Source organism: Cobetia crustatorum, assembly GCF_000591415.1.
Taxonomy (GTDB): Bacteria; Pseudomonadota; Gammaproteobacteria; order Pseudomonadales; family Halomonadaceae; genus Cobetia; species Cobetia crustatorum.
On sequence record NZ_JEMF01000062.1, the window covers coordinates 1 to 22701 of the forward strand.

General features: G+C 57.1%; 20 protein-coding genes. 6 read left to right on the top strand and 14 right to left on the bottom strand.

Annotated features, from left to right (window positions below; all coding sequences use genetic code 11):
* The 6 genes from BF12_RS0112895 to BF12_RS0112920 all read right to left on the bottom strand — a co-directional run.
* The coding region (locus BF12_RS0112895) for a 2-hydroxyacid dehydrogenase (RefSeq protein ID WP_024952630.1) at window positions 1–949 on the bottom strand (949 nt) is incomplete at its 3' end.
* Between the two features lie 67 nt (window positions 950–1016).
* Window positions 1017–1991 (bottom strand): sugar kinase, encoded by a 975-nt coding sequence (locus BF12_RS0112900; protein ID WP_035160126.1) that lies wholly within the window; start codon window positions 1989–1991, stop codon window positions 1017–1019.
* Between the two features lie 82 nt (window positions 1992–2073).
* The gene (locus tag BF12_RS0112905) at window positions 2074–2949 is read right to left on the bottom strand and encodes a sugar phosphate isomerase/epimerase family protein (RefSeq protein ID WP_248623708.1); all 876 of its coding nucleotides are present in this window, start codon (window positions 2947–2949) and stop codon (window positions 2074–2076) included.
* A gap of 56 nt (window positions 2950–3005) precedes the next feature.
* Window positions 3006–3875, bottom strand: coding sequence for a substrate-binding domain-containing protein (locus tag BF12_RS0112910; RefSeq protein WP_500778379.1), 870 nt, complete (start codon window positions 3873–3875; stop codon window positions 3006–3008).
* Window positions 3876–4265: 390 nt separating this feature from the next.
* A complete protein-coding gene (locus BF12_RS0112915; protein WP_035160127.1) occupies window positions 4266–5861 on the bottom strand; it encodes an aldehyde dehydrogenase (NADP(+)) in 1596 nt (531 codons plus the stop codon).
* A 170-nt stretch (window positions 5862–6031) separates the two neighbouring features.
* Window positions 6032–6808: an SDR family NAD(P)-dependent oxidoreductase gene (locus BF12_RS0112920; protein WP_024952635.1), complete on the bottom strand. Its 777-nt coding sequence runs from the start codon at window positions 6806–6808 to the stop codon at window positions 6032–6034.
* 767 nt (window positions 6809–7575) lie between these two features.
* Between BF12_RS0112920 and BF12_RS0112925 the strand changes: the two genes are divergently transcribed.
* From BF12_RS0112925 to BF12_RS0112940, 4 genes are all read left to right on the top strand, one after another.
* Window positions 7576–8541 (top strand): Bug family tripartite tricarboxylate transporter substrate binding protein, encoded by a 966-nt coding sequence (locus tag BF12_RS0112925; RefSeq protein WP_024952636.1) that lies wholly within the window; start codon window positions 7576–7578, stop codon window positions 8539–8541.
* A 60-nt stretch (window positions 8542–8601) separates the two neighbouring features.
* Entirely contained in the window at window positions 8602–9075 is a 474-nt protein-coding gene (locus BF12_RS0112930) for a tripartite tricarboxylate transporter TctB family protein (RefSeq protein WP_024952637.1), read from the top strand.
* Window positions 9072–10571: a tripartite tricarboxylate transporter permease gene (locus tag BF12_RS0112935; protein WP_024952638.1), complete on the top strand. Its 1500-nt coding sequence runs from the start codon at window positions 9072–9074 to the stop codon at window positions 10569–10571. Before BF12_RS0112930 ends, BF12_RS0112935 begins: the two co-directional genes overlap by 4 nt.
* A 121-nt stretch (window positions 10572–10692) precedes the next feature.
* Entirely contained in the window at window positions 10693–11391 is a 699-nt protein-coding gene (locus BF12_RS0112940; RefSeq protein ID WP_024952639.1) for a FadR/GntR family transcriptional regulator, read from the top strand.
* 141 nt (window positions 11392–11532) lie between these two features.
* Here BF12_RS0112940 and dauA read toward each other — a convergent pair whose 3' ends face one another.
* Window positions 11533–13320 (bottom strand): C4-dicarboxylic acid transporter DauA, encoded by a 1788-nt coding sequence (dauA, locus tag BF12_RS0112945; RefSeq protein ID WP_024952640.1) that lies wholly within the window; start codon window positions 13318–13320, stop codon window positions 11533–11535.
* A gap of 403 nt (window positions 13321–13723) precedes the next feature.
* On the opposite strand from dauA, the gene BF12_RS0112955 reads away from it, so the two are divergent.
* Window positions 13724–13906, top strand: coding sequence for a ribbon-helix-helix protein (locus BF12_RS0112955; protein ID WP_024952642.1), 183 nt, complete (start codon window positions 13724–13726; stop codon window positions 13904–13906).
* Window positions 13907–14069: 163 nt separating this feature from the next.
* Here the strand turns inward: BF12_RS0112955 and BF12_RS0112960 are convergent, their stop codons facing one another.
* Both BF12_RS0112960 and BF12_RS0112970 read right to left on the bottom strand, forming a co-directional pair.
* Window positions 14070–15404 (bottom strand): NAD(P)/FAD-dependent oxidoreductase, encoded by a 1335-nt coding sequence (locus tag BF12_RS0112960; protein WP_024952643.1) that lies wholly within the window; start codon window positions 15402–15404, stop codon window positions 14070–14072.
* A 311-nt stretch (window positions 15405–15715) separates the two neighbouring features.
* Window positions 15716–17143 (bottom strand): sodium:solute symporter family protein, encoded by a 1428-nt coding sequence (locus tag BF12_RS0112970; RefSeq protein WP_024952644.1) that lies wholly within the window; start codon window positions 17141–17143, stop codon window positions 15716–15718.
* 131 nt (window positions 17144–17274) lie between these two features.
* Here BF12_RS0112970 and BF12_RS0112975 point away from each other — a divergent pair, with 131 nt between their 5' ends.
* Entirely contained in the window at window positions 17275–18246 is a 972-nt protein-coding gene (locus BF12_RS0112975) for a LysR family transcriptional regulator (protein WP_024952645.1), read from the top strand.
* Here the strand turns inward: BF12_RS0112975 and BF12_RS22935 are convergent.
* The 5 genes from BF12_RS22935 to BF12_RS20085 all read right to left on the bottom strand — a co-directional run bounded on the left by BF12_RS22935 (window position 18203) and on the right by BF12_RS20085 (window position 22698).
* Window positions 18203–18670 (bottom strand): LysR substrate-binding domain-containing protein, encoded by a 468-nt coding sequence (locus BF12_RS22935; protein WP_248623709.1) that lies wholly within the window; start codon window positions 18668–18670, stop codon window positions 18203–18205. The genes BF12_RS0112975 and BF12_RS22935 overlap by 44 nt on opposite strands.
* On the bottom strand, window positions 18588–19127 hold the full coding sequence (locus tag BF12_RS22940; RefSeq protein ID WP_248623710.1) for a LysR family transcriptional regulator: 540 nt from the start codon (window positions 19125–19127) through the stop codon (window positions 18588–18590). Before BF12_RS22940 ends, BF12_RS22935 begins: the two co-directional genes overlap by 83 nt.
* A gap of 121 nt (window positions 19128–19248) precedes the next feature.
* The gene (locus tag BF12_RS23185) at window positions 19249–20130 is read right to left on the bottom strand and encodes a CocE/NonD family hydrolase (RefSeq protein WP_345917414.1); all 882 of its coding nucleotides are present in this window, start codon (window positions 20128–20130) and stop codon (window positions 19249–19251) included.
* Window positions 20028–21296: a CocE/NonD family hydrolase gene (locus BF12_RS23190; protein ID WP_282705502.1), complete on the bottom strand. Its 1269-nt coding sequence runs from the start codon at window positions 21294–21296 to the stop codon at window positions 20028–20030. Before BF12_RS23190 ends, BF12_RS23185 begins: the two co-directional genes overlap by 103 nt.
* 1 nt (window position 21297) lies before the next feature.
* The gene (locus BF12_RS20085; protein WP_248623711.1) at window positions 21298–22698 is read right to left on the bottom strand and encodes a BCCT family transporter; all 1401 of its coding nucleotides are present in this window, start codon (window positions 22696–22698) and stop codon (window positions 21298–21300) included.
* Window positions 22699–22701: the final 3 nt, after the last annotated feature.

Genomic DNA, 22701 nt, shown 5'->3' on the forward strand with positions numbered 1-22701 from the left:
GGCTTATCGGGTCATTACCCGCCAGCGCCAGTAGCATGTTATCCACTGCGCGTTGGGCCATTGAGGACCGCGTCTCATGGGTGGCCGACCCGATGTGAGGTAAGGCAACCACGTTGGGCATATGCGGGAGAGGAGATTCAACTGGCAGTGGTTCCTGCTCGAACACGTCCAGCCCTGCCGCGCCAATTTGCCTCGTTTTAAGAGCTTCAATCAGCGCCTGCTCGTCGATAACCTTGCCACGCGAGATGTTGATAAGAATGCCGTTGGGCTTCATACGCTCCAAGGCAGCTGAATCGATTAGCTTTTCGGTATCTGCATTCAGTGGCACGCTCACGCAGACGAAGTCGGAAGTTGCCAGTAGTTCTTGCAAGTTTAAGCGCAGTGCCCCCAGTTCCTTCTCTAGCTCGGGTTTTGGCGATGCCATGGTGTAGCGTATTTGCATGCCAAATCCCAACGCTCCTCTGCGTGCGATGGCGGCACCGATACGGCCGAATCCTACCATCCCTAGTGTCTTGCCATGAACATCGCTCCCGAAGAGATCAGGTCCAATGCTAGACTTCCAGTGACCGTCTTTTACCCAGCTGGCCAGTTCAACTGCTCGACGTGCAGTCGCCATGATCAGAAGAAATCCAGTATCTGCTGTGGTTTCGGTCAATACATCCGGTGTGTTGCACAGTAGAATGTTTCGTTCGGTCAATGTCGCTAGCGGATAATTGTCGTAGCCCACCGAGATGCTTGCGATGGTTTCCAGATACGGCGCGCTATCGATCAGCTGTGGTGTGACCTTGAGGCCAGCAGTGATGAGACCATGCGCTCTGGAAAGCGCCGCATGAAAGGCTGGGCTATCCGCGTCTTCATGATGCTCGAAGTAATCGACATCGTGATGCTGTCGGAGCTGTGCAAGCTGTTCCTCGTTGAGTCGGCGAAAGGCAACGATACGTTTTCTCATGAGGTGTCATTCCTGTGTCGATAAAAACAAAATTTTTGTGCTGCTTGGTGTCTGCTTGTCAGGCGGGCTATTGGGTGAGATCTTTCAGTTGATCACGGTTTGGCAAACCTTCCATGTCGCCTATAACCTGGACGGCCCGAGCTCCAATTAAATTGGCACGATGCAATGCTTCAGATGGAGTGAAGCCTTCTAATAAGGCGCTGATAAGACCTACGGCAAAGCCATCACCAGCTCCAACGGTATCTAGGACGCGTGTTACCGGAATACCTGCGACCGTGTAGGACTCAAGCTGGCCATTGAGGAGGCCTCGATAGTAGCTACCTTGTGGGCCGAGTTTGATAATGACAGCTCGCGCACCGCGTTCGAGATAGAAGTCAGCGATGGCTTCTGGTCTCTCATGACCGCTTAGAAGCCGCCCTTCAGATAGTCCAGGTAATACCCAATCAGCTTTTGCTGCCAGAGCATTGAGAGTCTCACGCATCACGTTTTCGTTTTTCCACAGGGAGGGGCGTAGATTGGGGTCGAACGAGATACTGGCTCCGGCATCGCGTGCCTTAACCATCATGTATTCTGAAAGCTCGCAAGTGACTGAAGATAGCGCGGGAGGAATGCCTGTGGCATGTAAATGGCGCAATTGCGAGAAGTCGATATCTTTCGCATCTTCAATGCATAGCTGGCTTGCAGCACTGTTACGGCGGTAGTACTCCACCGCAGGATCCTCGCTATCATTGGCGCGTGCCTTGAATACCAGTCCGGTGGAGCGTAGGGGGTCGGTATGCAGGAACTGGCAGTCCAACCCCTCATTACCGAGTGTCTTGCGTAGATAGCGTCCAAAGCTGTCGTCACCTACGCGACTCAACCAACCAACATGAAAACCCAGCCGCGCCAGCCCGATAGCGACATTGGTATCTGCGCCTGCCACTCGGCGATGGAAGTGATCTACGCATTCTAGAGCACCGGTTTCATCGGCTACCAGCATGGCCATCGCTTCGCCAAAAGCGATTATCTCCGGAGAATTTGTTTGAGGGTGTGATTTGTTCATGAATGCTCCTGGAGTGAGTGAGAGAAGAAAGATCCAGCATATGGTAAAGCGGTGACAAAAATCGCGATTAGAGACGAGGTATCTATTGAGTAGTAGTTATCGCTCTCAGTCGCTCGACTTCGCGACGGGTAATGCTTGGCAGGGCGGCTGACAGATAGCGGAAATCGACATTTCCTATGTCGTCTTTCGCAAGAGGGGATGTAGGTTGTAGGGGATATTCAATTGCGCGCATTACATCTTTAGGGAAATGGCGGAATATTGAAGACCACTCGATAAGGTCTGTATCACTTGGTACACGCGCGTGGCATTTTCCTGCGGTGTCAGTACTCACGCCTTTGCAGTGTACATAGCGTACATGCCGGCCAAGGCGCTCCGCGGCATGCTGTGCGCTGGCGCCACACCATTGCCAGTTGCCGATATCGAACGTCATGCCTAATGAACATCCAGCATGTTCGGCATCTTTCAAACAGGCAATCATCGCGGAGAGGGAGCCACCTTGTGAGGTCTGATCGTTCTCGATCAGTATTTGAGGGACTCCGCTATCGGCAAGCAAGGACGACAGCGCTTCCCAAGTATCTCGACCGGCCCCACGATAGTCACCCAGTGCGAACTTGATGCTTTCCGCACCCAGTGCATTTGCCTCGCGTAGTCGCCTAGATACGCTTTCGGCAGGACGCGTTGCATTCCAGAGTCCATCTGCGGTGGAATAAATGACGCCAAGTGCATGTTCTGCGCATTGCGCGCCTAGCATATCGAAAGCTTGGAAGTCAGTAGGTAATAATTCGCGACGAATCTCGACCTTGTCGGCCCCGGCCTCATGTATCCAGTCCAGGCTAGCGGCCTGCCCCCGTGCCAGCATCAAGGTACTACCGAAAGCAGAGGTGCAGACTGCAACCTGCGGAATAGTTGAAGAGCGATCAAGTTTTGGTACCGATACCATATCAAGATGTGAGGTCATCTTTCCTGATCTCCTTATGATGGTTAAGACATGTCTGAAATGAAAAGCTGATTGATTCAAATAGCGTGGGGGTCAGGACAGGATGTTGAGCCACGCTTGATCAATGTTGGGTGATAGCGGATATGGCGTGACTGCCCGACGTAAGCCTCACGATTGCGTTCCAGAAGGCAGGCAAAAGCCCGTCGCCCGATTTCTTCCGTGGGCTGTGCCAATGTCGTGATACCCGGCGTCAATAAGCTGCACCATTCCAATTCATCAATGCCTAGGAGGCCGATAGAGCCGGTATTCAGCTTGAGCTGTTTGAGGCAGCGTGCCGCCATCAACGTCATGTTGCCATTACCACACAGGATGGCAGGTCGACTTGCCGTGGATATGAATTGCTCCACCACGGGCACCAATGACGTCAAGCCAGCGGACATCGATAGCATGAAGGTCTTACCATTGATTGTGCTTTCCTGCGCGGTTAGCTGGTAGGTGAGTCGTGACAAGCGCTCCTGACGTGAGCTTGCGTGGTTCACCGGTTCGCTCAGGTAGAGAATGTCTCGATACCCAGTCTCAATAAGATGCGCTATAGCCATGTCGATGGTGGCATCATTGTCGAGTCCGACCATGTCAGCCTCTACCCCCGGTAATTGTCGGTCCAATAACACCATTGGTAAGCCAGTTGAGGCTAGCTCTGCAAGCTCTTGGCTGACACGTCCGCTGGCATTGACTACCAAGCCTTCAATGCCGTAACTAATTAACTGTGCGATATGGGCTTGCTCAAGGCGAGAGTCATTGTCAGTATTGCAAATCATCAAGGAGAAGCCTTGTTCGCGTGCAGCTTGCTCTATGCCGTGCATGACAGCCACCGAAAAGGGGTTACGGATATCTGCGACCAGCATGCCAATCAGGCCGGTGCGCCCCCCTTTAAGGCTGCGTGCCATTAGGTTTGGGCGATAATTGAGACGGGAAGCCGCCCGCGCGATGCGTTTCTGAAGATCGAGTGACAATTGCTCGCGAGCCCCTCCAAAATAACGTGAAACGCTTGTCTTGGATGCGCAAGCCTCTTGCGCAACTTGCTTTAGAGTAGCGCGGCGACTATGAGCGGGGGGGGCTAAGTTCATCTGGTGGCATGTCACGCTCGTATTATCGAAATAATGGTATCGTTCCCATCGTAGTGTTCCTTAATAAGGTTGCAAGCTGGTCTTTGGTCTTAGGTAATGGGGGCGCATAGTCATTTTCTTACGCCCCCAGGGTTGATCTACATCAGGGAGATCATGTGGTCGTAAGGCTTTTAGGCGGCGCAGACGCGGCTCTGCTTGGTTCAGGTCTCTTCACACTCGTTTGCCGTCCATCAGGCGCGGCAGGGCTTCAGGGTTGGCGTCGCGCAATGTCGGGCTCAGCAGTGCCTCCGGCAGGTCCTGGTAGCACACCGGACGCAGGAAGCGTTCGATGGCGGCACTACCCACGGAAGTCGTGCGGCTATCGGAGGTGGCGGGCCACGGGCCACCATGCACCATGGCCTGACAGACTTCGACACCAGTGGGCCAGCCATTGGCCAGGATACGGCCAGCGCGACGCTCGAGTACTGGCAGCAGCTGACGCACCGCATCGTGATCAGCGTCATCCATGTGTACGGTGGCGGTCAACTGACCTTCCAGGTACTCACAGACGGCACGCATTTCCGCAATGTCGCGGCATGCAATGATCAGTGCACTGGCGCCAAAGACTTCTTCCTGCAGAGCGGGTTCGCTCAGGAAATCACTGGCCGAGGTACGGAACAGTGCCGTCTGACACGGGCTGGCATTATCTGAATCCAGCGCACCACGCGCGACTTCCTTAACTTGCGGCAGACTTGAAAGCTGCTCGACACCCTTGCGATAGGCGTCATGAATGCCGGGTGTCAGCATGGTTTGGCAGCCACTTGCAGCGACGCTGTCGGCGGCAGTCGCGATGAAGCGTTCCAGTGCCTCACCTTCCAGCGCCAATACCAGGCCCGGGTTGGTACAGAACTGGCCTGCGCCCATGTTCAGCGAGCCGATGAAGGCCTGTCCTAGTGATTCGGCGCGTGCTTCAAGTACGGCCGGCATCAGCAGTACCGGATTGATGCTGCTCATCTCGGCGTAGACCGGAATTGGCTGCGGGCGATTCTGGGCCGTCTTGAGCAATGCGGTGCCGCCACTGCGCGAGCCGGTGAAGCCGACAGCCTGAATGCGCGGATCAGTGATCAGTGCCTGGCCGAGAATTCTGCCACTGCCATAGAGCAGAGAGAACACGCCTTCCGGCAGGTTACAGCGCTTGACGGCGCGCTGGATGGCCCCACCGACCAGCTCGGACGTACCCGGATGGGCAGAGTGCGCCTTGACGATTACCGGGCAGCCCGCCGCAAGGGCAGAGGCGGTATCTCCGCCTGCCACCGAGAAGGCCAGCGGGAAGTTACTGGCGCCAAAGACCGCGACCGGGCCCAGAGCAATGCGACGCTGGCGCAGATCGGCACGCGGCATCGGACTGCGTTCTGGCAGGGCGGGATCAATGCGGACATCCAGCCACTCGCCAGCACGTACGACACCGGCAAACAGACGCAACTGACCACAGGTGCGGCCACGTTCGCCTTCAAGACGCGCGCGCGGCAGACCGGTTTCCTGCAGGGCGCGTTCGGTGATCTGTTCACCGATGGCCTCGATTTCCTCGGCGATGGTCTCAAGGAAGGTGGCGCGTGATTCTGGGTCTGTCTCGCGGAAGCTATCGAAGGCGTCATGTGCAAGTTTACAGGCCAGTTCGACTTCTTCTGCACTGCCGGAGGGATAGCCCGGCTCAAGCGTCTCGCCATTGGCAGGATTGATGGCATGCAGCGGCTTGCCAGTGGCGAGCAGGCTGCGCTGGCCGATGAGCTGATGTCCGTGCAATGGCGATTGGTCTGAAAGTGACATATGAAATATCTCTTCTCTGTTGACTGTACAGGGGCGAAACAGCCCCGACACAAACGATGGCCACTGGGGCTTGGCATGTGTCGAGGCGGTGGCATCCCTGGCTTGCGAGAGCTTCTGACCCATTTGCGGTCTTGGTTCGCAAATGATGCTGTCTTATGCGTGACGCTGGTTTACGGACACATCTGGCCGCCATTGATATCGATCACCTGACCAGTGATGTAGCCACTGGTGGCATGCGATGCGAGGAACAGGAAGGTGGGAGCGCATTCTTCCGAGGTACCGAAGCGGCCCATCGGGATGCTGCCAGCAATCTTCGCCCGCAGTTCTTCGCTCTTGTCGGCATGGAAGACGGTGTCGATGGTGCCCGGGGAGACGATGTTGAAGCGCACATTGTCCTTGGTGAACTCCTTCACCCAGTTGCGATGCAGGTTGTGCAACATGGCCTTGGTGCCGCCATAAAGAGAGGCACCCAGGCCGCCACCTTCACGACCCGCGATGGAACCGGTGCTGATGACGCTGGCAGTGGTGCCGGATGTTGCAGCAGATGCCTTGAGGTGCGGCATCGCGTACTTGGTCGTCATGATTGCTGAGCGCAGGTTGAGGTCCATCACCAGATCAAAGGCTGCATCGTCGAGGCTCTCAAGGCCGGCACGAATGCCCAGGCCGCCGGCGTTGTTGACCAGCACATCCATGCCACCGAATGCCTTGGTGAAATCTTCAATGAGTGCGGCACAGCCTTCGCTGGTAGAGAGGTCGCGTGCGAAGTATTCAAAGCGTGCACCGGTGGCTTCCATCTGAGCGATGGCATCCTGTGCAGCCTCATCCTTTTGACGGCTGTTGATGCCGACCAGCGCGCCTTGGCGAGCAAATGCGACGGCAGCTGCTAGACCGATGCCTTTGGTGGAACCGGTAATCAGAACCTTTTTCTGCTGGAGATCGGTGAACATGGCAATTTCCTGAGTGATCAGTGTGTTGTTGTGTGGCCGGTATTAGTAAGCAAGTACTGCGGGCAATTGCTTTAAATGAGCCACTTGGAGAAGTAGGGGAGGAGGGAGGTATTGGCGAATATTGATACCTTCCGACCGGCAGGAGTCACCTTAGCTCACTCTTTTGTGATCGACAAACAAATAATAACAACTGGTGGGCGTGGTCTTCTCTACGTCAACGAAAGGGGATGCCAAAATGTGGTTGTGGTATCAGTTGAGATACACGTTAGTCGTATATCGAGGCAGAGGTGAGCGCATCGGCTGATACGAGTGTGACGAAATTGTTTGTTGTTTCGATATATTTGTTTATTTTCAATAGTTTAATCTTGTTTTTCTGAGTGGTTTTTCACCGAATGGAAAGGAGTGTTACGGCCATAGGATAAGGGTATCGCGATGAAGAGTCAGCTAACCTAGGGGAAGCACTACGGCATTCTCCTTCGAAACCTGTATTGAGGGTAGTCGTCACGATCATTTTTGGATTGGTCTAAAGTTCAAGTTGTCATAACTTGTAAAGTCATCGTATCCCGCTGACACTCATCTCAGTGCCAAGGCAGTGACTGCAACATCGTATCCGCTGCCAAATCGCTCGAGCGCCATTAGATAAGCAGAGTACGCAGTATCTCTGATGGAACCCTGCTCGCAGCTCAAGTGAAGATCGCAACATCCAATGCCTCACTGACAACAGCTCACCAACGCCCCCATAACAAGATAAAGAGAGAGTCCAAGCCATGCGTAAACTGTCACATGTCCTCTGTGCTTCAGTCCTCACCCTATCTGCTTCCGTCGCCATGGCGGCGGATTATCCCTACAAGCCGATTACCCTTATCGTGCCGTGGTCTGCCGGCGGTGGTACCGATTCGGTGGGTCGTCAGCTGGCGGCTGGGCTGCAACAAGAGTTGGGTCAGCCGGTCAATGTCGTCAACAAGACCGGCGGGTCCGGTGTTGTCGGTCATATGACCATGAAGATGGCACGCCCTGACGGTTATACCCTTGGGCTGGGCACGGCAGAAATTGCCACTTATCAGCACATTGGTACCGCTCAGCTTTCCTACAAGGATTTCACTCCGATTGCACTGCTCAATCTGGATTATGCGGCGTTCACCGTGAAGGCTGATTCCGAGTGGGAGACGCTGGATGACGCACTAAAAGCTCTCAAGGCCAATCCCAGCGATTACACCGTGTCTGGCTCTGCGCCGGGTGCTGCCTATCACCTGTCCTTCGCGGGCTTCCTTGATCAGCAGGGCATTAATCCGAATGACGTGACGTTGGTGCCAAGTGAGGGCGCCGCGCCGGGTCTACAGGAACTGGCCGCCGGTGGCGTCGACATGGTGTTCTCCTCCATGCCGGAATCCGAATCCATGCGTGCCTCGGGCCGGGTCAAGACACTGGCAGTGCTGGCCAACGATCGTCTGGACTCCTTCCCGGATGTCCCGTCCGCGAAAGAGTTGACGGGTTCTGAGTGGAACCAGGGGTCCTGGCGTGGACTGGTAGGCCCGAAGGGAATGCCAGAAGAAGTGACTGAGCGCCTTGAAGAAGCGACTGAGAAAGTCTGGAACTCCGAGCAATTCCAGACCTTCATGTCCAGCCGTGGCTTCGGCACTGTCTGGGAAGATGCGGAAGGCTTTGAAGCCTTCATGAAAGACCAGGATGAAAAGAATGCGGTCACCATCGAAAAGCTGGGCCTGGCCAATTGATCGTCCGGCCAATGATGACCTGCTTGTTTTTACTTCTGATGTTTTCATGAGAAACCGCACATGCGTACCAATGACAAGGTGACGGGTGTGGTGACGGCAGCCTTTGGGGCTGCCGTCATATATGCCTCTCTCGATCTGAAAAATCTTCCCCGCCAAGACTATGGTGCTGGCACCTTTCCAACGGTGATTGGCGGCTTGTTGGTGCTATTCGGTGCCATCCTGCTATTGCGCGGCCTCGGCAATCGCGAGGAGTGGCTTGCGTGGCAGCATCCTGTCCCTTTGATGCACTTCATTCTGACGTTGGCTGCCATTTGTGCCTCTGTGGTGGCCTACGTCTATCTGACGCCGGTGGTGGGGTTCCCCGTGGTGTCTTTTGTCCTGCTTTCTTTACTGCTTTATACCTTCCATCATCGGCGCTGGTTGCCGTCGATGGGTATGGCTCTGACAGCGACCGCCATTATCTGGGGCGTATTTGGTCAGTTACTACATGTGCCGCTTGAGCTGGGGCTGCTGGAAAAGGTGATCTACTCATGAGTGATCTACTACAAGCCGCCTCGATGGTCTTCACCTGGGAGGTGTGCCTCATCATTCTGGCCGCTTCACTGTTTGGACTGTTCATGGGCGCCATTCCGGGTCTGACGGCGACCATGGCAACTGCGCTGTTGGTACCGGTGACCTTCTTCATGGATCCGCTGCCGGCAATTGCCGCTATCGTGTCTGCAACGGCGATGGCCATTGTGGCGGGTGATATCCCCGGTGCTTTACTGCGTATACCCGGGACACCCGCCTCGGCGGTATATACCGAAGAAGCCTTTGCGATGGGCAAACAAGGCAAGATTGGTTTGGCGCTGGGTCTCAATGTGACCTGCTCGATGATCGGTGGCGTCATTGGCGTACTGATTCTGGCCTTCTGTGCACCGATGATTGCCGAGTTTGCGATCCAGTTCACCAGTGATGAGTACTTCTGGCTGGCGTTGCTGGGGCTTTCTTGCGCCATTCTGGTATCCGGCGCTGACCCGCTCAAAGGCGGCATCTCGATGCTGGCTGGCCTTGTCATTGCCATGGTCGGCATGGACAGTGTGTCCGGTCAGATGCGCTTCACGTTTGGTAACTACGATTTGCTGGCGGGTATCTCGATCTTGCCGGTGTTGATTGGCCTGTTCGCCATTTCCGAGCTGATTCGTCGCATGCCGGAAACACGTAATCGTGCACCGTTGTCACCACCAATCATCAAGAATCCCTTTGAAGGTGTGGGCAGCGCGCTGTGGAAGTACAAGGGAGGTGTGTTGCGCGGTGGTGCACTAGGCACCGTGATTGGCGCCTTGCCTGGCGCAGGCGCTGACATTGCTTCGTGGATTAGCTATGCCGTCAGTCGCAAGCTGTCCAAGACGCCGGAAAAGTTCGGTACTGGACACCCGGAAGGGCTAGTGTCTGCCAGTGCGGCCAATAACGCGTCTCTCTCGGGTGCTTATATCCCGGCACTGGTCTTTGGTATACCGGGCGATACGGTGACTGCCATCATCATTGGCGTATTGATGACCAAGGGCATTACACCAGGGCCAGATGTCTTTGTGACTCAGGGCCCGCTGGTGAATGCCATCTTCATGGTCTTCATCTTGGCCAATCTATTGTTGTTGCCGCTAGGTTTCATGGCCATCCGTGGCGCGCGTCATATCCTGTCGATTCCGACGGGCATCCTGTTCCCGCTGATTCTGATGTTCTGCATCGTCGGTGCGTTCGCGGCCAACAATGCCATGTTCGATATCTGGATCATGCTGGGTATTGGTGTGATGGGCTTCTTCATGGCCGAGAATGATTTCCCAGTGGGGCCGATGATCTTGGCGGTAATCTTGGGGCCGATCGTTGAGAGCAACTTCATGCGCTCGATCCTCAAGTCCAATGGCGACCTGACGGCCTTTGTCGATCGTCCGATCGCGATGGTACTGGCCATTGCCGCCGTCGCTGTCTGGTCCATGATCATCGTCAACGGTGTGCGTGCCGGTCGCAAGGTGCCGGCTACTGCGAAATGATATGAACGTCCGTGACAGAGGCGTTTAGTGGGGCGGGGCTTTCCGCGCAAGCGCTTGCCCCGTATCCTTCCCCCTAGATGTCGGATTTCCGGCAGGCCCATGTGAAGGATGATCAGTAGAGATGAGTGAGGTAGCCAAGCATTCGCTGGCCTCGGTGGTCTACGAGAAAATTCTCGCAGCCATCATCAGTGGCGATTACCCCGTCAATAAGAAGCTCCCCACCGAAGCACGTCTTTGTGAGTGCTACGAAGTGTCGCGGCCTGTGTTGCGAGACGCCTTGGCCCGCTTGCGTGAAGACAACCTGGTCGTCTCTCGGCGTGGGTCTGGCAGCTTCGTGGTCAATCGGCCGGATAGTGCGGTGCTTGAATTCGCGCGGATCTCGAGCATTGCCGACATCCAGCGCTGCTTTGAGTTTCGCACCAATGTGGAGGCGAGTGCAGCAGGGCTTGCGGCGCTACGTCGAACGGCAGAGCAACTTGACCTGATTCGTGATCGTTACGAGGCGATCAATCAAGCCAATCTGAATCACGCACGTGCCTCTGAAGAAGACTTCGAGTTTCATCTCGCGATTACCGAAGCTGCCAGCAATCACTACTATGTAACGGTATTGCGCTCGCTGAATCAGAGCATCAAGGAGGGCATGAATCTGACGCGTGGCTTGTCGTTGCGCGCCTCGGAAGAGCGCCTGCGCATCGTGCAGGACGAGCATCTTGCGATCATTGCTGCTATTGCCGACAAGGATGCAGTACGTGCGGAAAGTACGATGCGCACGCACCTGGAAGGCGCCAGACGCCGGATGTTCGAGGGTGTTCAAGCGTAGATATCGCTGAAAAGTCAGACGTTCTGGTTTGGCCGGTGCTGTCGTTGGGAACACCTGGCGGCAGCATCAGGTCGTATTACGCACTGTCTGTCGGCTTTCCCTGAGCCGCCATCTCTTCTCCTTCTCCTTATATCCCGACCCCTATCCTTGTCCGGGCCGCCCCTGGAGCTTTCCTTCTCGCCAACGTTGAGCGACACGCTCAGCATGCGTCAGGTCGCGACAGTAGGTCAGTGTCGTGGCGCGCTTGCGAATGCCTGCTCGGCGCAGCTTGAGAATCATGGCCGTGGTGACTCCGCTCAGAATCAGGGCGATTCCCTTGCGTTGCAGGTTGTCGATCAATGACTGAAGCGCAACGATGGCTGTCCCATCCATGCTGGGAACCGCTGACATGTCGATGATCACGGTCGATATTCTGTCATCCACTCGCTGAAGCGAGACAAGGGCCTTCTCCGCCACGCCAAAGAAGAGTGGGCCAGTGATGGCGTAGATGGCGATGTCATCAGGCAAAGCCTCTCGTGACAGATCGTGGCTGGACGATAACTGTCGTGTGTCAGTGATCTGCATCATGCGCCGGATGAACAGTACCGCTGCAAGCCCGATACCCACGGCGACGGCCAGTACCATGTTGAAGAGTACGGTCAAACCGAAACAGACCAGCAGAATTGCCACATCCCCCGCCGGTGCCGAGCGCAGAATGTGCACGACATGTCTGGCCTCGCTCATGTTCCAGGCGACGATGAACAACAGCGCGGCAAGAGTGGCCATGGGCACCATTCCCAGAAGCCCTGTAAGGGCGATCACGGCCAGCAGCACAACCCCTGCATGAACGACGGCTGCCACGGGTGAACGCGCACCGCTGCGGATGTTGGTAGCTGTTCGTGCAATCGCGGCAGTGGCCGTGATTCCCCCAAACAGAGGGGCGACGATGTTGCCCAGCCCCTGTCCGATCAGCTCGGCATTCGGATCATGACGTGTCTTGGTCAGTCCATCCGAGACGACAGCACACAGCAGCGACTCAATGGCTCCCAGCATGGCGATGGCAATCGCGGGCCCCATCAGCGCCTGAATCAGCGCGAAGTTCAGCACTAGGGGAGCGCCATCAGCTCCGGGGAGGTTCCAGGGGGCCATCATGCTCGGTGCAATCGGAGGAATTCCCGTGCCGCTTGTGCCATGGGCCTCCCAGCTGAACCGGGATGCAATGGTCTCGACGGCCATGCCTGCAGTGGCATCTCCCAGCCAATGATTGAGCCCATAGGCGGCAATGGCCCCGCTCATCAGCCCGACCAAGGGCGCCGGGACGAGAAAGCGTAGATGAGGACAAAGACGCGGCCATGCCAGCATCACTATCAGGCTGAAGACGCCGATGCCCAGTTCACTCATGCGAGTGCTCGGCAGGGCACTGAATATCCTTCCCATGTTGTCGAGGAAGTGCTCACCGAGCTTTCCGATGCTGAGCCCGAGAAAGTCGGGTATCTGCAAGACCGCGATTACCGTCGCGATGCCCGCCGTGAATCCCAGCACGACCGGATAGGGCACTAGCTGAATCAGCTGGCCCATTCTCGTCACTCCCATGATCACCAGCATCATGCCTGCCATCATCGTCGCAATGAGCAACCCTCCAAGCCCATATTGTTGAACGATGGGAAACAGAATGACCACGAAAGCTGCCGTCGGGCCAGACACATTGAAGCGCGATCCGCCGGTGAGCGCGATGATGGCGCCGGCCACGATAGCCGTATAGAGCCCGTGCTGTGGCGCGACACCTGCAGCAATGGCCAATGCCATCGACAAGGGGACGGCGACGGTACCGATGGTCAGACCTGCCATGACATCCTGACGTAAATCAGCCACTCCGTAGCCTTCTTGCCAGGCACTGTGTAGCCCTGTGGAGATACGGGGAAGCGTTATGGAGAAGCGACGACGTGCCATGCGTGCCAATTCCTCTTGTGATCGCAAGATGTCATGGCCCGAGGGCAGGCCAGTGGCAGAAAGCAGCGAGAATTATATGATAATAGTATGTTAATTACATTAACATACTATTATCATTCTGTTGGGTTCTAATCCTGCGTAGTGCAGCTGTACAGTCAATGAGTCCGCTGGCTCCATCTCTTGAGGATGGGCATGTCAGGTCGAATCGAGGGTGTTGATGACTGCTACGTGATCAAGTGTTCGTCAGCATTGAGGGATAGAGGCATGAGAGGGGCGGGGCAGAAGGGAGAAAAGGACAAGAAGGACAAGAAGAAAAGGACAAGAGAGGCACATATGCGGTGGCAGCTTGTACCGGGCATCCTGGCCAATTAACATTTGATGATAATGTTTCAGGAGCAGGATAATGGAAAAGAAGACCGCGCGACTCACGCTGATGATTGACCCTCACAAAAAGCAGGCCTTCGAGCAACTTTGCGCCTCTCAAGATCAAACGCCTTCCCAGGTGGTACGTCAGTTGATTCGAGATTATCTCCAGACGCATGGCGTCGAATACGCCACTCAGCCTGAGCGCATCAACGGCAAGTGAAAGAGGGATCGAACACCATTGATATTCAGAGAGATTGTGAGCTGACGCCGTTGAGCCCGCACGAGGATGTACCATCTCGTTGAGTACTTGTCCGTTGCATGCGAGATGGCACGCGGCCTGTCACTGAGCACCTCTGAAGATACGTGCGCGAGGCCAAGAATGCTCATCGATGAAATCGGGAGGGTGACAAGCACTGGACGTAGTCTGGCAAGTCTTCATTTGCCACCAGGCCTGCCACCAATTCCCCGGTCTCTGCCGCCATTGTTAGCCCCAGGTGACCGTGGCCATAGGCGAGCAGCAACCCCGGGCAGCCGGGCATTTCCCCAATGACGGGCAAACCGTCTGGCGTCGAGTGACGTACTCCCATCCAGCGTTTCGATATCTCGAGGGGATGTCCAAACAGTGTCTCGCCCCATGCCTTCAGATATCCCCAGCGCTGGGCGGTGGCGCGGCGTGAGGGTGAGCAGAATTCCGTTGTGCCTGCCAGGCGAATGCCCCCTGACATCGGGGTGGCATAGAAATGATGCGCCAGCCAACCCACTGGACGTGACAAGGGCAATGGCGTGCCAAGTTCGACGTGATAGCCCCGTTCACTGACTACCGGGAGTCGCTTGCCCAGGCCGGCAAGCAGCTGATTGGTGGCAATGCCTGCACATAGCACGACATGCGAGGTGTCATGAGTCTCGCTCCCCATGCTCAATCGCCAGCCGCCACTGGCGAGCGGGGCAAGATGCTCTACTCGCTTCTGAGTGCATTCAAAGTCAGGCGACTGCAGTTGCTGATAGAGCTGTTGGCTGAGGGCCAGTGGGCTGCTCAGATGATGGGTGTCCGGGTAATAAAGCCCACCGTGCAAGCCAGTCGCGTTGAGTGAGGGTTCGAGATCACGAGCCTCACTAGGGCCGAGTGCCTGGCAATTGATGCCGTCAAGGCGCTTGGTCTGTGCCATACGTTCCAGCGCTTTACTCGCCAATGGCGCGTCGCGATGAATCTGCAGGCATCCCGTATCACGACTCAGAGGAGGCGCCGATGAATCCTGCACCTGTTCGATGAGCGCGTGCTGGCGTTCGACGGACTGAGATAGCAGCACCATCAGGTCAGCTTTATGGCGCTGAAAGTTTCTGGGTGTCGCGGCATTGAGAAAGCGCCAGCCAAAATTGGCCAGGGCGGGAGCATGGCGCAAGGCGATGCCGACAGAGGGCATCTTGCTCATCAATTGTCCCGGTAACTGCTGCAGGGTATCGCGATTGGCCATGGGTGAGGTGGCGTAGTTGGCGATCAATCCTGCATTGCCAAGAGAGGTGCTTTCACCTGCCGGTTGAGGATCAAATAGATGGACATGATAGCCACGTGCTCGCAGAGCCCGACAGGTAGCCAGGCCGATGATACCGGCACCAATGACCGCAACACTGCCTTGTCTCGCTCGTTCTGTTTCTCGCGTTTGTCCTGCTTCACTCGTGGGTGCTGGCTGGGCCGTGGGATGAGGGGACTCTCTAGGCATCAGATGTGTTCTCTTGAGGGATGTATCGACAAGTCATTGAATCAGTCGCAAAAGCCATTGGACGTGCATGCTCCGTGTTGTGCATCGAACACGGAGCATTGCCCTATGGAAATCATCGGCTGATGGTAATGTGCCACTCATGACTCAGTTTTTGAGGTGGCACTTGCTGATAGCCTTTGTTGATGGTTCTTGTTGATGATGCACGCTAGTTGTCGCGGTAGAACTTCCAGGAGGCTATCGCGATACCCACGGCGGTCAGGATGCTCAGCAGGCAGATCGCATAGAGGGAAAATCCGAACATGACTGTCTCCTCAAGAGTGAGTGGAGTGAGAGATGGGAGTGTCGCCATTCTGCTCGGGGGCAACGTTCATCAGCCGGTAGACCAGTACGAAGACCACGATATTGGCCGCGACGCCTGCAATCAGGGGCGTGAGTCCTGTCAGAGCTTCAAGTTCCAAGCCGCTCCATTTCCAGACACTGGTCGTCAGCGCACCTGCCAGCATGGCGGCGACACCGGCTCGCTTGCAGCGAATCTTGAACATCACTGCGAAGACGAAGGGCAGCAAGATGGTCGGTGCCCATAGTGCATAGCTCAGTAGCAGGGCGTCGATGATGGAGGTGGCATATAGCGCGAAGATGACAGCACCGAGGCCGATGGCCAGATTGACGCCACGTTCGATCCACAGTTGCTGCTTGCCGGACATCGCGGGATTGATGAAGGGCTTGTAGATGTCCGCCACGAAGATGACTGCGGCAGAGTTGAGGTATGAGTCGGCAGTGGACATGACGACGGCCAGCAATGAGGCCAATACCAGTCCCGTAAGTCCGAGGGGCAAGGCATCACGAATCAGTTCTGGCATGGCTTGATCGGGGGCGATCTGCGGGTAAAGCACCAGTGCGATCAGTCCGATGGTCGAGCTGATCGCATAGAACAGCAGCCCAAACCCGCCTGCCAGTGAATACCCTATCTTGGCATGGCGAGAATCAGGGGCTGACAGTGCACGCTGGGTATAAGGCGGTACCAGCGTTTCCCCCAGCAGGAAGGCGATGAAGATGCTGGCGAACATCAGCGGTGAATAGTCGCCCATGATGCTGAAATGCTCGCTGGGCAGTGCGGCGATCAAGGCCTCTGGACCGCCAATCTTGTCGAGTCCGACAATCATGGTGATCGGCAGGAAGACTGCGAGCATCACGAACTGTACGACATCGGTCTGGATGACGGCCCACATGCCACCCGCGGTGGAGTAGATCAGTACCACGGCCATGCCGATCAAGATCCCCGTACTGATCTCTATTCCCATGATGGCGTTGAAGACAGTGCCGATGGCAAGCGCTTGAGCCCCCAGGATGCCGATACAGAAGATCAGTGAGAAGACGCCTGTCAGCAGCCGTGCGCTACGCCCGTAGTGATGCGCCATGATATCGCCGACGGTCTGGGCACCGGAATAACGCTTGAGTCGCGGAGCAATGAACAGTCCCGCCAGAATGGTGGCGATCGGAAAGGCGGAGGCGGCAAACATGAAGGCGTAACCTTCATCGAAGGCCTTGCCGGCGCGCCCCATGGAAGCGCCACCGCCGAGGAAGGAGGCAGCAAGTGTGGCAAACAGGACAGGCCAGATGATCTTGTTGCCAGCGACGGCAAAGTCGGCACTGCTGGAGGTCTTCTTGGCGCTTCGATAGCCGATATAGAGCAATATGGCGAAATACAGCAGTAGCCCCAGGAGGTCGATCGTGTGCATTGTATGGTGCCCTTTGTTGTTGGTTATGAGGGTCAGGCCAGCTTCCCCTCTCTTGGGGTATAAGCACAACTAAAGGCTATCTATTAAGTCATAAGAACAATTTAGAGCCCAGCCACTAGAGTCAAGTCGCCATGAAACTCAGACATAACCTGCGCCAGCTACAGATATTCCAGGAAGTGGTGCGTACCGGTAGTCTTTCGCAGGCTGCGCGTAGACTTGCCTTGACGCAGCCTGCGGTGAGTACCGCGATCGCCAATCTCGAGCATGAGGTCGGTTTTCTGCTTTTTCGACGCAATCACTATGGCACTCAGCTGACACCAGAGGCGGTCCACCTGGCCGAGGGAGTCGACAAGGTGCTGGCCTCGGTGGGGCATCTGGACGAGCTGACGGATGGTTTGCGTGATGGTCATGCCGGCAAGCTGACGGTCGCGGCGATGCCGGGGTTGTCGCCGACCGTGATGCCCAAGGTGATGGCGCGCTATCTGATGGACTATCCCAACAGTCGGCTGTCATTGCAGACATTCAGTTCGCGCAAGATCGCGGAGTGGGTGGCAGAGGGCCAGTTCGATCTGGGAGTGATCGAGGCAGATGCGGCGGTAGAGGAGCTGGTGCTTGAAGAGTACCGGTTATGCATGACGCTCGCGGTTCCCAAGGGGCATCGTCTGGCAGAGCGCACGTCACTGACACCGCAGGATCTGGCCGGTGAGACCATGATCACTCTGGACCAGCATCACCAGAGTACGCTCAAGCTGGCGCGTGCTTTCCAGCAGGCCGGCATGACGCTGCAGGCGAGCATCGAGACCCATCTGTTCCCCTCTGTCGCGATGCTGGTCAATGAGGGGCTGGGTATCGCATTGATTGATCCCGTGACGGCAGAAACGATGCTGGAACGTCGGGATTGCCACCTTTGCGTCGTGCCTTTCGTGCCGACGATCACACTGGACGTCGCTCTGATCACTTCGCGGTTTCATGCGGTGTCACGACAAGGTCAGCGTTTCATGCCGTATCTGAGAGCGGAACTTGCCGATTGGCAATCGCGCTCAGAAGAGCGTCATGCCATTACGGTGCAGCAGGCTGAGGGGGATGCAACAACCACTGGGTGAAGCGCTGTGCCGGCTGGCTCATGTGTCGATGCTGAGGGGTGAGCAACGACAGCGTGCCGATGCTGGGCAAGGTCTGGGGCAGTGCCTTCACGAGGCGTCCCTGAGTGATGTCGTCTTTCAGCAGCTTCGACCAGCACAGGATGACACCCTGTCCCGCCAGGGCGGAATGCAGGAGTAGCTGGTAGCTATTGGCGCGCAGGCTGTGTGCGGGTTCCTGCCAGTCGAAGCCCAGTGACTCGAACCAGTGCTGCCAGGTCAGCCAGTCCCTGAAGTGATCCTCGACGATCAGCAATGTATGACGAGTGAGCAGGTCGTGTGGGCCGCCAATGGCATCGTGGCACTCAAGATAGGTAGGGCTGCAGACGGCGATGACTTCCTCGTCGTGAAAGATGGGGTCTGCGCTCAGTCCCGGAGTCGATCTCATGCGAGAGGTGGTAATAGATTCCGAGATCGAACTCGGCGAGATCCAGTCGGTAGGGGTCTTCTACCGTCAGGATGCGCAACTCGATGTCTGGATGGGCCTCACGAAACAGCGGGAGCTGCCGCGCCAGCCAGGTCGAGGCTATCGCCGGACTGGTGGCCAGGGTGAGCTGACGCTCATTGCCACGACGTCGCTGGCGGGTGGTCTCGTCAGCCAGTTCGCGTAATACGCGACGCACCACGCGATAGTAGTTTTCGCCTGCCGGTGTGGGTCTCAGGCCATCATGGTCACGCGCGAACAGCGGGCGGCCGAGATCCTCCTCCAGACGTTTGATCTGGCGACTGATGGCGCTCTGGGTCAGATTCAATTCGCGTCCGGCTTGCGTGAAACTGCCATGACGAGCCGCGGCTTCGAAGGCGCGCAGGCATTGCAGAGGGGGGAGAGCATCACGGGCCGACATGTGAATCCTTGAGGATTGAGCGGGAGAGTGCTGGCTCAAGGATATCATGATGGCCCGTGATGCTTGTGGCGCGGATGCCTCAATGGCGTATCCGCGCCTGCCGGTGGCTGTCTCTATCGACCTATACCGCCGTTCTGGGAACGCTGCACTGCCAGTCACGGCGGTGAACTTCCTCACCGTCTTCCCAGGCAATCTGTTCGGCCTCGAGATGGAAGTGCTCGGCGTCACAGCGCATGCGGTAGTGACTCTCGACGCGGACATCGAATTGCCCCGGTGTCGTCTCGTCTCGCGCACTATCGTGCGCAGACTGATCACGCCCTGCATGATAGTGCCAGACGATCTCGGCGCGAGTGCGATCCGCCTCGTCAGGGTGCGCCGTATAGCGTTCGGTGCAGCGCTGCTCGACACGCAAGCCGGTATCGTCAAACGTCATCGCCCCCATGTCGTCCTCGACGATGGTGGTGATCTCGCCACTGGCCACATCTTCCATCACGCTGCGCGATGGCTGGGCCACGCGCTGCTCACTGATATTGGCTGGCGGTGCTGATTCGGGCGCCGCGAAGGGATTGGCTATCGCCTGGCCTTCAAAGATCGGCAGCTCCAGTGTCTGCAGCCCCGGCAACAGCGTCAGCGCCGAGCGCCTGGCCGCCGGCCATAGCATCGGAAAGCTGGAGGAGGCGAGCGCGACGCGCAGGCGATGCCCTGCCGGTATCTGATATCCGATCATGTCGAGTTCGAAGGTTATCTGGAGGGGCTCGCCCGGTACGAGGCGTTGTGGCCGATCATGATCACGCACGATCAGATTGAGCGCGCCGTAGGTGATGCGCGCTACCTGTCCATCCGGCTGCACGTCGCTCAAGCGCACGATCAACTGGCCACAGTCCTGGTCACTGGCCAGTGTCAGATGCACCTTCGGCTTGCCGAGAATGTCCAGCGGCGCCTCCAGTGGCGCACTGTCAAAGCAGACGGCCAGGGCATCATCGATGCGCTGATCAGCCGGCAGATCCGGGCCAAACCAGATGGCGCAGTATTCGCCTGATGACGACCCGCGGTCAGCGGCGAGTCGATCACGACCGGTGTGGTGAGGGGCTGTTCGTCATGCCCCAGCCCCGTCTCACTCAGTGACATCTCGTGCATCAGGACATTGCGGGCGGGCCAGCCATCCGTCTGCACCCAGCGCCCCGGACGCTCGGCATACATCGTCTTCGGTGGCAGGGAATCCTGCAGGTAGAAGGTGGCGGACGGCTCATCCATCACGCCGTTTTCCTCGCCCTTGAGCCAGTGGTCCCACCAGCGCAGCGCTTCCTGAAGAAAGCCGATGGCTGGGTGGGGGACGGCAAAGTGCGGATACTTGTGAATCCACGGGCCGATCAGTGCCTTGCGCGGGCAGCTGAGGTTTTCCATCATTCGACTCACGGTATTCTTGTAGGCATCACCCCAGCCGCCGATGGCATAGACCGCCGCTTCGATATTGGCGTAGTCGGTATTGATGGAACCTTGCCTCCAGTAGTCATCGCGATGCTGATGCGACAGCCATGTCTCGGCGAGCAGTGGCATGTTGTCGAGACGTTCGTGCCACATGGCCCGCCACTCATCACCCACCAGGCGTGGGTCCGGCGGCGCAGCGGAAAAGCTGAGCATGGTTGCCGCCCAGGCCAGATTCTCGTTGAGCAGGTTGCCGCCCTTGTAGTGGATGTCGTCAGTGTAGCGATCGTCAGTGGAGCACAGCGTGATGATGGCCTTGAGCGGTTCTGGCGTGTGTGCTGCCAGTTGCAGCGAATTGAAACCGCCCCAAGAGATGCCCATCATGCCGAGCTTGCCGGTACACCACGGCTGCTGGGCAATCCAATCGATCACTTCCAGCGCATCGGCCTGCTCTAGTGGCAGATATTCATCTTCCATCAGTCCCTGGGATTCGCCGTTGCCACGCATGTCGACCCGTACGCTGGCATAGCCATGCCCGGCGAAATAGGGATGCGTCAACGCATCGCGCGGCGCAGTGCCGTCATTCTTGCGATAGGGCAGGTATTCCAGAATGGCGGGTACCGGTGCCTGTTCTGCCCCCTCTGGCAACCAGATTCTGGCGGCTAGGTGCGTGCCATCCGAAAGCGGAATGAGGAGGTGTTCTATCTCGCGGACGGTATACGGGAAGTCAGTCTTGACCTGCATGTCACGTGTCCTTGTGGTCAGGGGTCATAAGAGCGCTCGCGGCATGATCAGGTGCGGAGGGCATCTCGCCCTTGAGCTCAAGCAGCTGTGGTTGGCTCATCCAGTGCCACAGAGAGCCACTGGCGAGCAGAATGATGATCAGTGCCGGCAGTCCGCCCAGATTGGACAGCATCTTGACGCCATCGATACCCACGAAGCTTGTCATCACCCAGGCGATCACACCGACCATGGCACCCCAGAGTACTTTCATCGGTACACCGGCATTTGTCTCGGTGTCGGCGGTCAGGCCGCGCGTGCACAGATTGCCGATGGCATCGGTATTGGAATCCGCCGCCGTCACGTAAGAGACGAAGGCGATGAACAGCAGTAGCGGAATCCACAGGCCGGACAGCGGCAGCTCATCGAACAGACGATAAAGGACGTGCTCGACGCCTTGCTCATTGAGGACACTGTTGAGGTCCAGGCCCGTGTGTAGCTGGAAGTAGAGCGTCGCGCTGGAGAAGATGGTGATCCACGCCACGGCAAATAGGGCGGGGTACAGAAGATTGATGCGCAGGAATTCACGTACGGTATAGCCCCGTGAGATGCGCCCCAGAAACAGCGCGGTTACCGGCGCCCAGGCGAACCAGATGGCCCAGTAGAAGATGGACCACCAGTACGGCCATTGGTCATTGCCCGCGGCACCCGTGAACAGGCTGCGCGTGAAGAAGTTGTCCAGGTAGGCACCAAAGGATTCCACGCCCAGCTTGAGCATGAAGACGGTAGGGCCAAACACGAAAACGAACAATCCCAGTGCCAGCAACAGCAGAGCATTCAATGACGATAGACGTGCGATCCCTTTCTGCAGGCCACTGGCGGCCGAGGCCACGAACGTGACGACGATGATTGCGATGATGATGCCCAGGCGCAGTGGACTGGTATCGCCTTCGATATATTGATTCAAGCCACCTGCAAGCGTGATGGCGCCGGTACCGAGTGTCGACGCCATGCCGGCGACCAGCGAGTAAAGGGCGAGCGCATCGATCAAGCCACCGTAGCGGGTGATACGCGTCCCGAAGACGGGTTCCAGCATGCTGGTGATCGAGAAGGTCTGGCGACGATTGTAAAAGGCCAATGCGAAGACCAGTGCCGGGACGGCGTAGATGGCATAGGGCGTGAATGACCAGTGCAGGAACATGGTCGACATGCTGAAGAGGATGGCTTCCTTGGAACCGGCTTCGATCCCCAGTGATTCTGGCGGCCCCATCAGATGATAGAGCGGCTCAGCCGTGGTCCAGAACAGCACGCCTACCGCCAGCGTGGTGCAGAGTGTGATGGAGAACCAGCGCGTCTTGCTCAGCAGTGGCGTCGCTGCATCCCCTCCGATGCGAATATTGCCCAGTGGAGAGAAGTAGACGATCACTGC

What these genes read in the sequence shown, in the direction of transcription:
- BF12_RS0112900 (WP_035160126.1), bottom strand. Translation starts at nt 1,991, where the DNA reads ATGAACAAATCACACCCTCAAACAAATTCTCCGGAGATAATCGCTTTT.
- BF12_RS0112905 (WP_248623708.1), bottom strand. Translation starts at nt 2,949, where the DNA reads ATGACCTCACATCTTGATATGGTATCGGTACCAAAACTTGATCGCTCT.
- BF12_RS0112910 (WP_500778379.1), bottom strand. Translation starts at nt 3,875, where the DNA reads ATGGCACGCAGCCTTAAAGGGGGGCGCACCGGCCTGATTGGCATGCTG.
- BF12_RS0112915 (WP_035160127.1), bottom strand. Translation starts at nt 5,861, where the DNA reads ATGTCACTTTCAGACCAATCGCCATTGCACGGACATCAGCTCATCGGC.
- BF12_RS0112920 (WP_024952635.1), bottom strand. Translation starts at nt 6,808, where the DNA reads ATGTTCACCGATCTCCAGCAGAAAAAGGTTCTGATTACCGGTTCCACC.
- BF12_RS0112925 (WP_024952636.1), top strand. Translation starts at nt 7,576, where the DNA reads ATGCGTAAACTGTCACATGTCCTCTGTGCTTCAGTCCTCACCCTATCT.
- BF12_RS0112930 (WP_024952637.1), top strand. Translation starts at nt 8,602, where the DNA reads ATGCGTACCAATGACAAGGTGACGGGTGTGGTGACGGCAGCCTTTGGG.
- BF12_RS0112935 (WP_024952638.1), top strand. Translation starts at nt 9,072, where the DNA reads ATGAGTGATCTACTACAAGCCGCCTCGATGGTCTTCACCTGGGAGGTG.
- BF12_RS0112940 (WP_024952639.1), top strand. Translation starts at nt 10,693, where the DNA reads ATGAGTGAGGTAGCCAAGCATTCGCTGGCCTCGGTGGTCTACGAGAAA.
- dauA (WP_024952640.1), bottom strand. Translation starts at nt 13,320, where the DNA reads ATGGCACGTCGTCGCTTCTCCATAACGCTTCCCCGTATCTCCACAGGG.
- BF12_RS0112955 (WP_024952642.1), top strand. Translation starts at nt 13,724, where the DNA reads ATGGAAAAGAAGACCGCGCGACTCACGCTGATGATTGACCCTCACAAA.
- BF12_RS0112960 (WP_024952643.1), bottom strand. Translation starts at nt 15,404, where the DNA reads ATGCCTAGAGAGTCCCCTCATCCCACGGCCCAGCCAGCACCCACGAGT.
- BF12_RS0112970 (WP_024952644.1), bottom strand. Translation starts at nt 17,143, where the DNA reads ATGCACACGATCGACCTCCTGGGGCTACTGCTGTATTTCGCCATATTG.
- BF12_RS0112975 (WP_024952645.1), top strand. Translation starts at nt 17,275, where the DNA reads ATGAAACTCAGACATAACCTGCGCCAGCTACAGATATTCCAGGAAGTG.
- BF12_RS22935 (WP_248623709.1), bottom strand. Translation starts at nt 18,670, where the DNA reads ATGAGATCGACTCCGGGACTGAGCGCAGACCCCATCTTTCACGACGAG.
- BF12_RS22940 (WP_248623710.1), bottom strand. Translation starts at nt 19,127, where the DNA reads ATGTCGGCCCGTGATGCTCTCCCCCCTCTGCAATGCCTGCGCGCCTTC.
- BF12_RS23190 (WP_282705502.1), bottom strand. Translation starts at nt 21,296, where the DNA reads ATGCAGGTCAAGACTGACTTCCCGTATACCGTCCGCGAGATAGAACAC.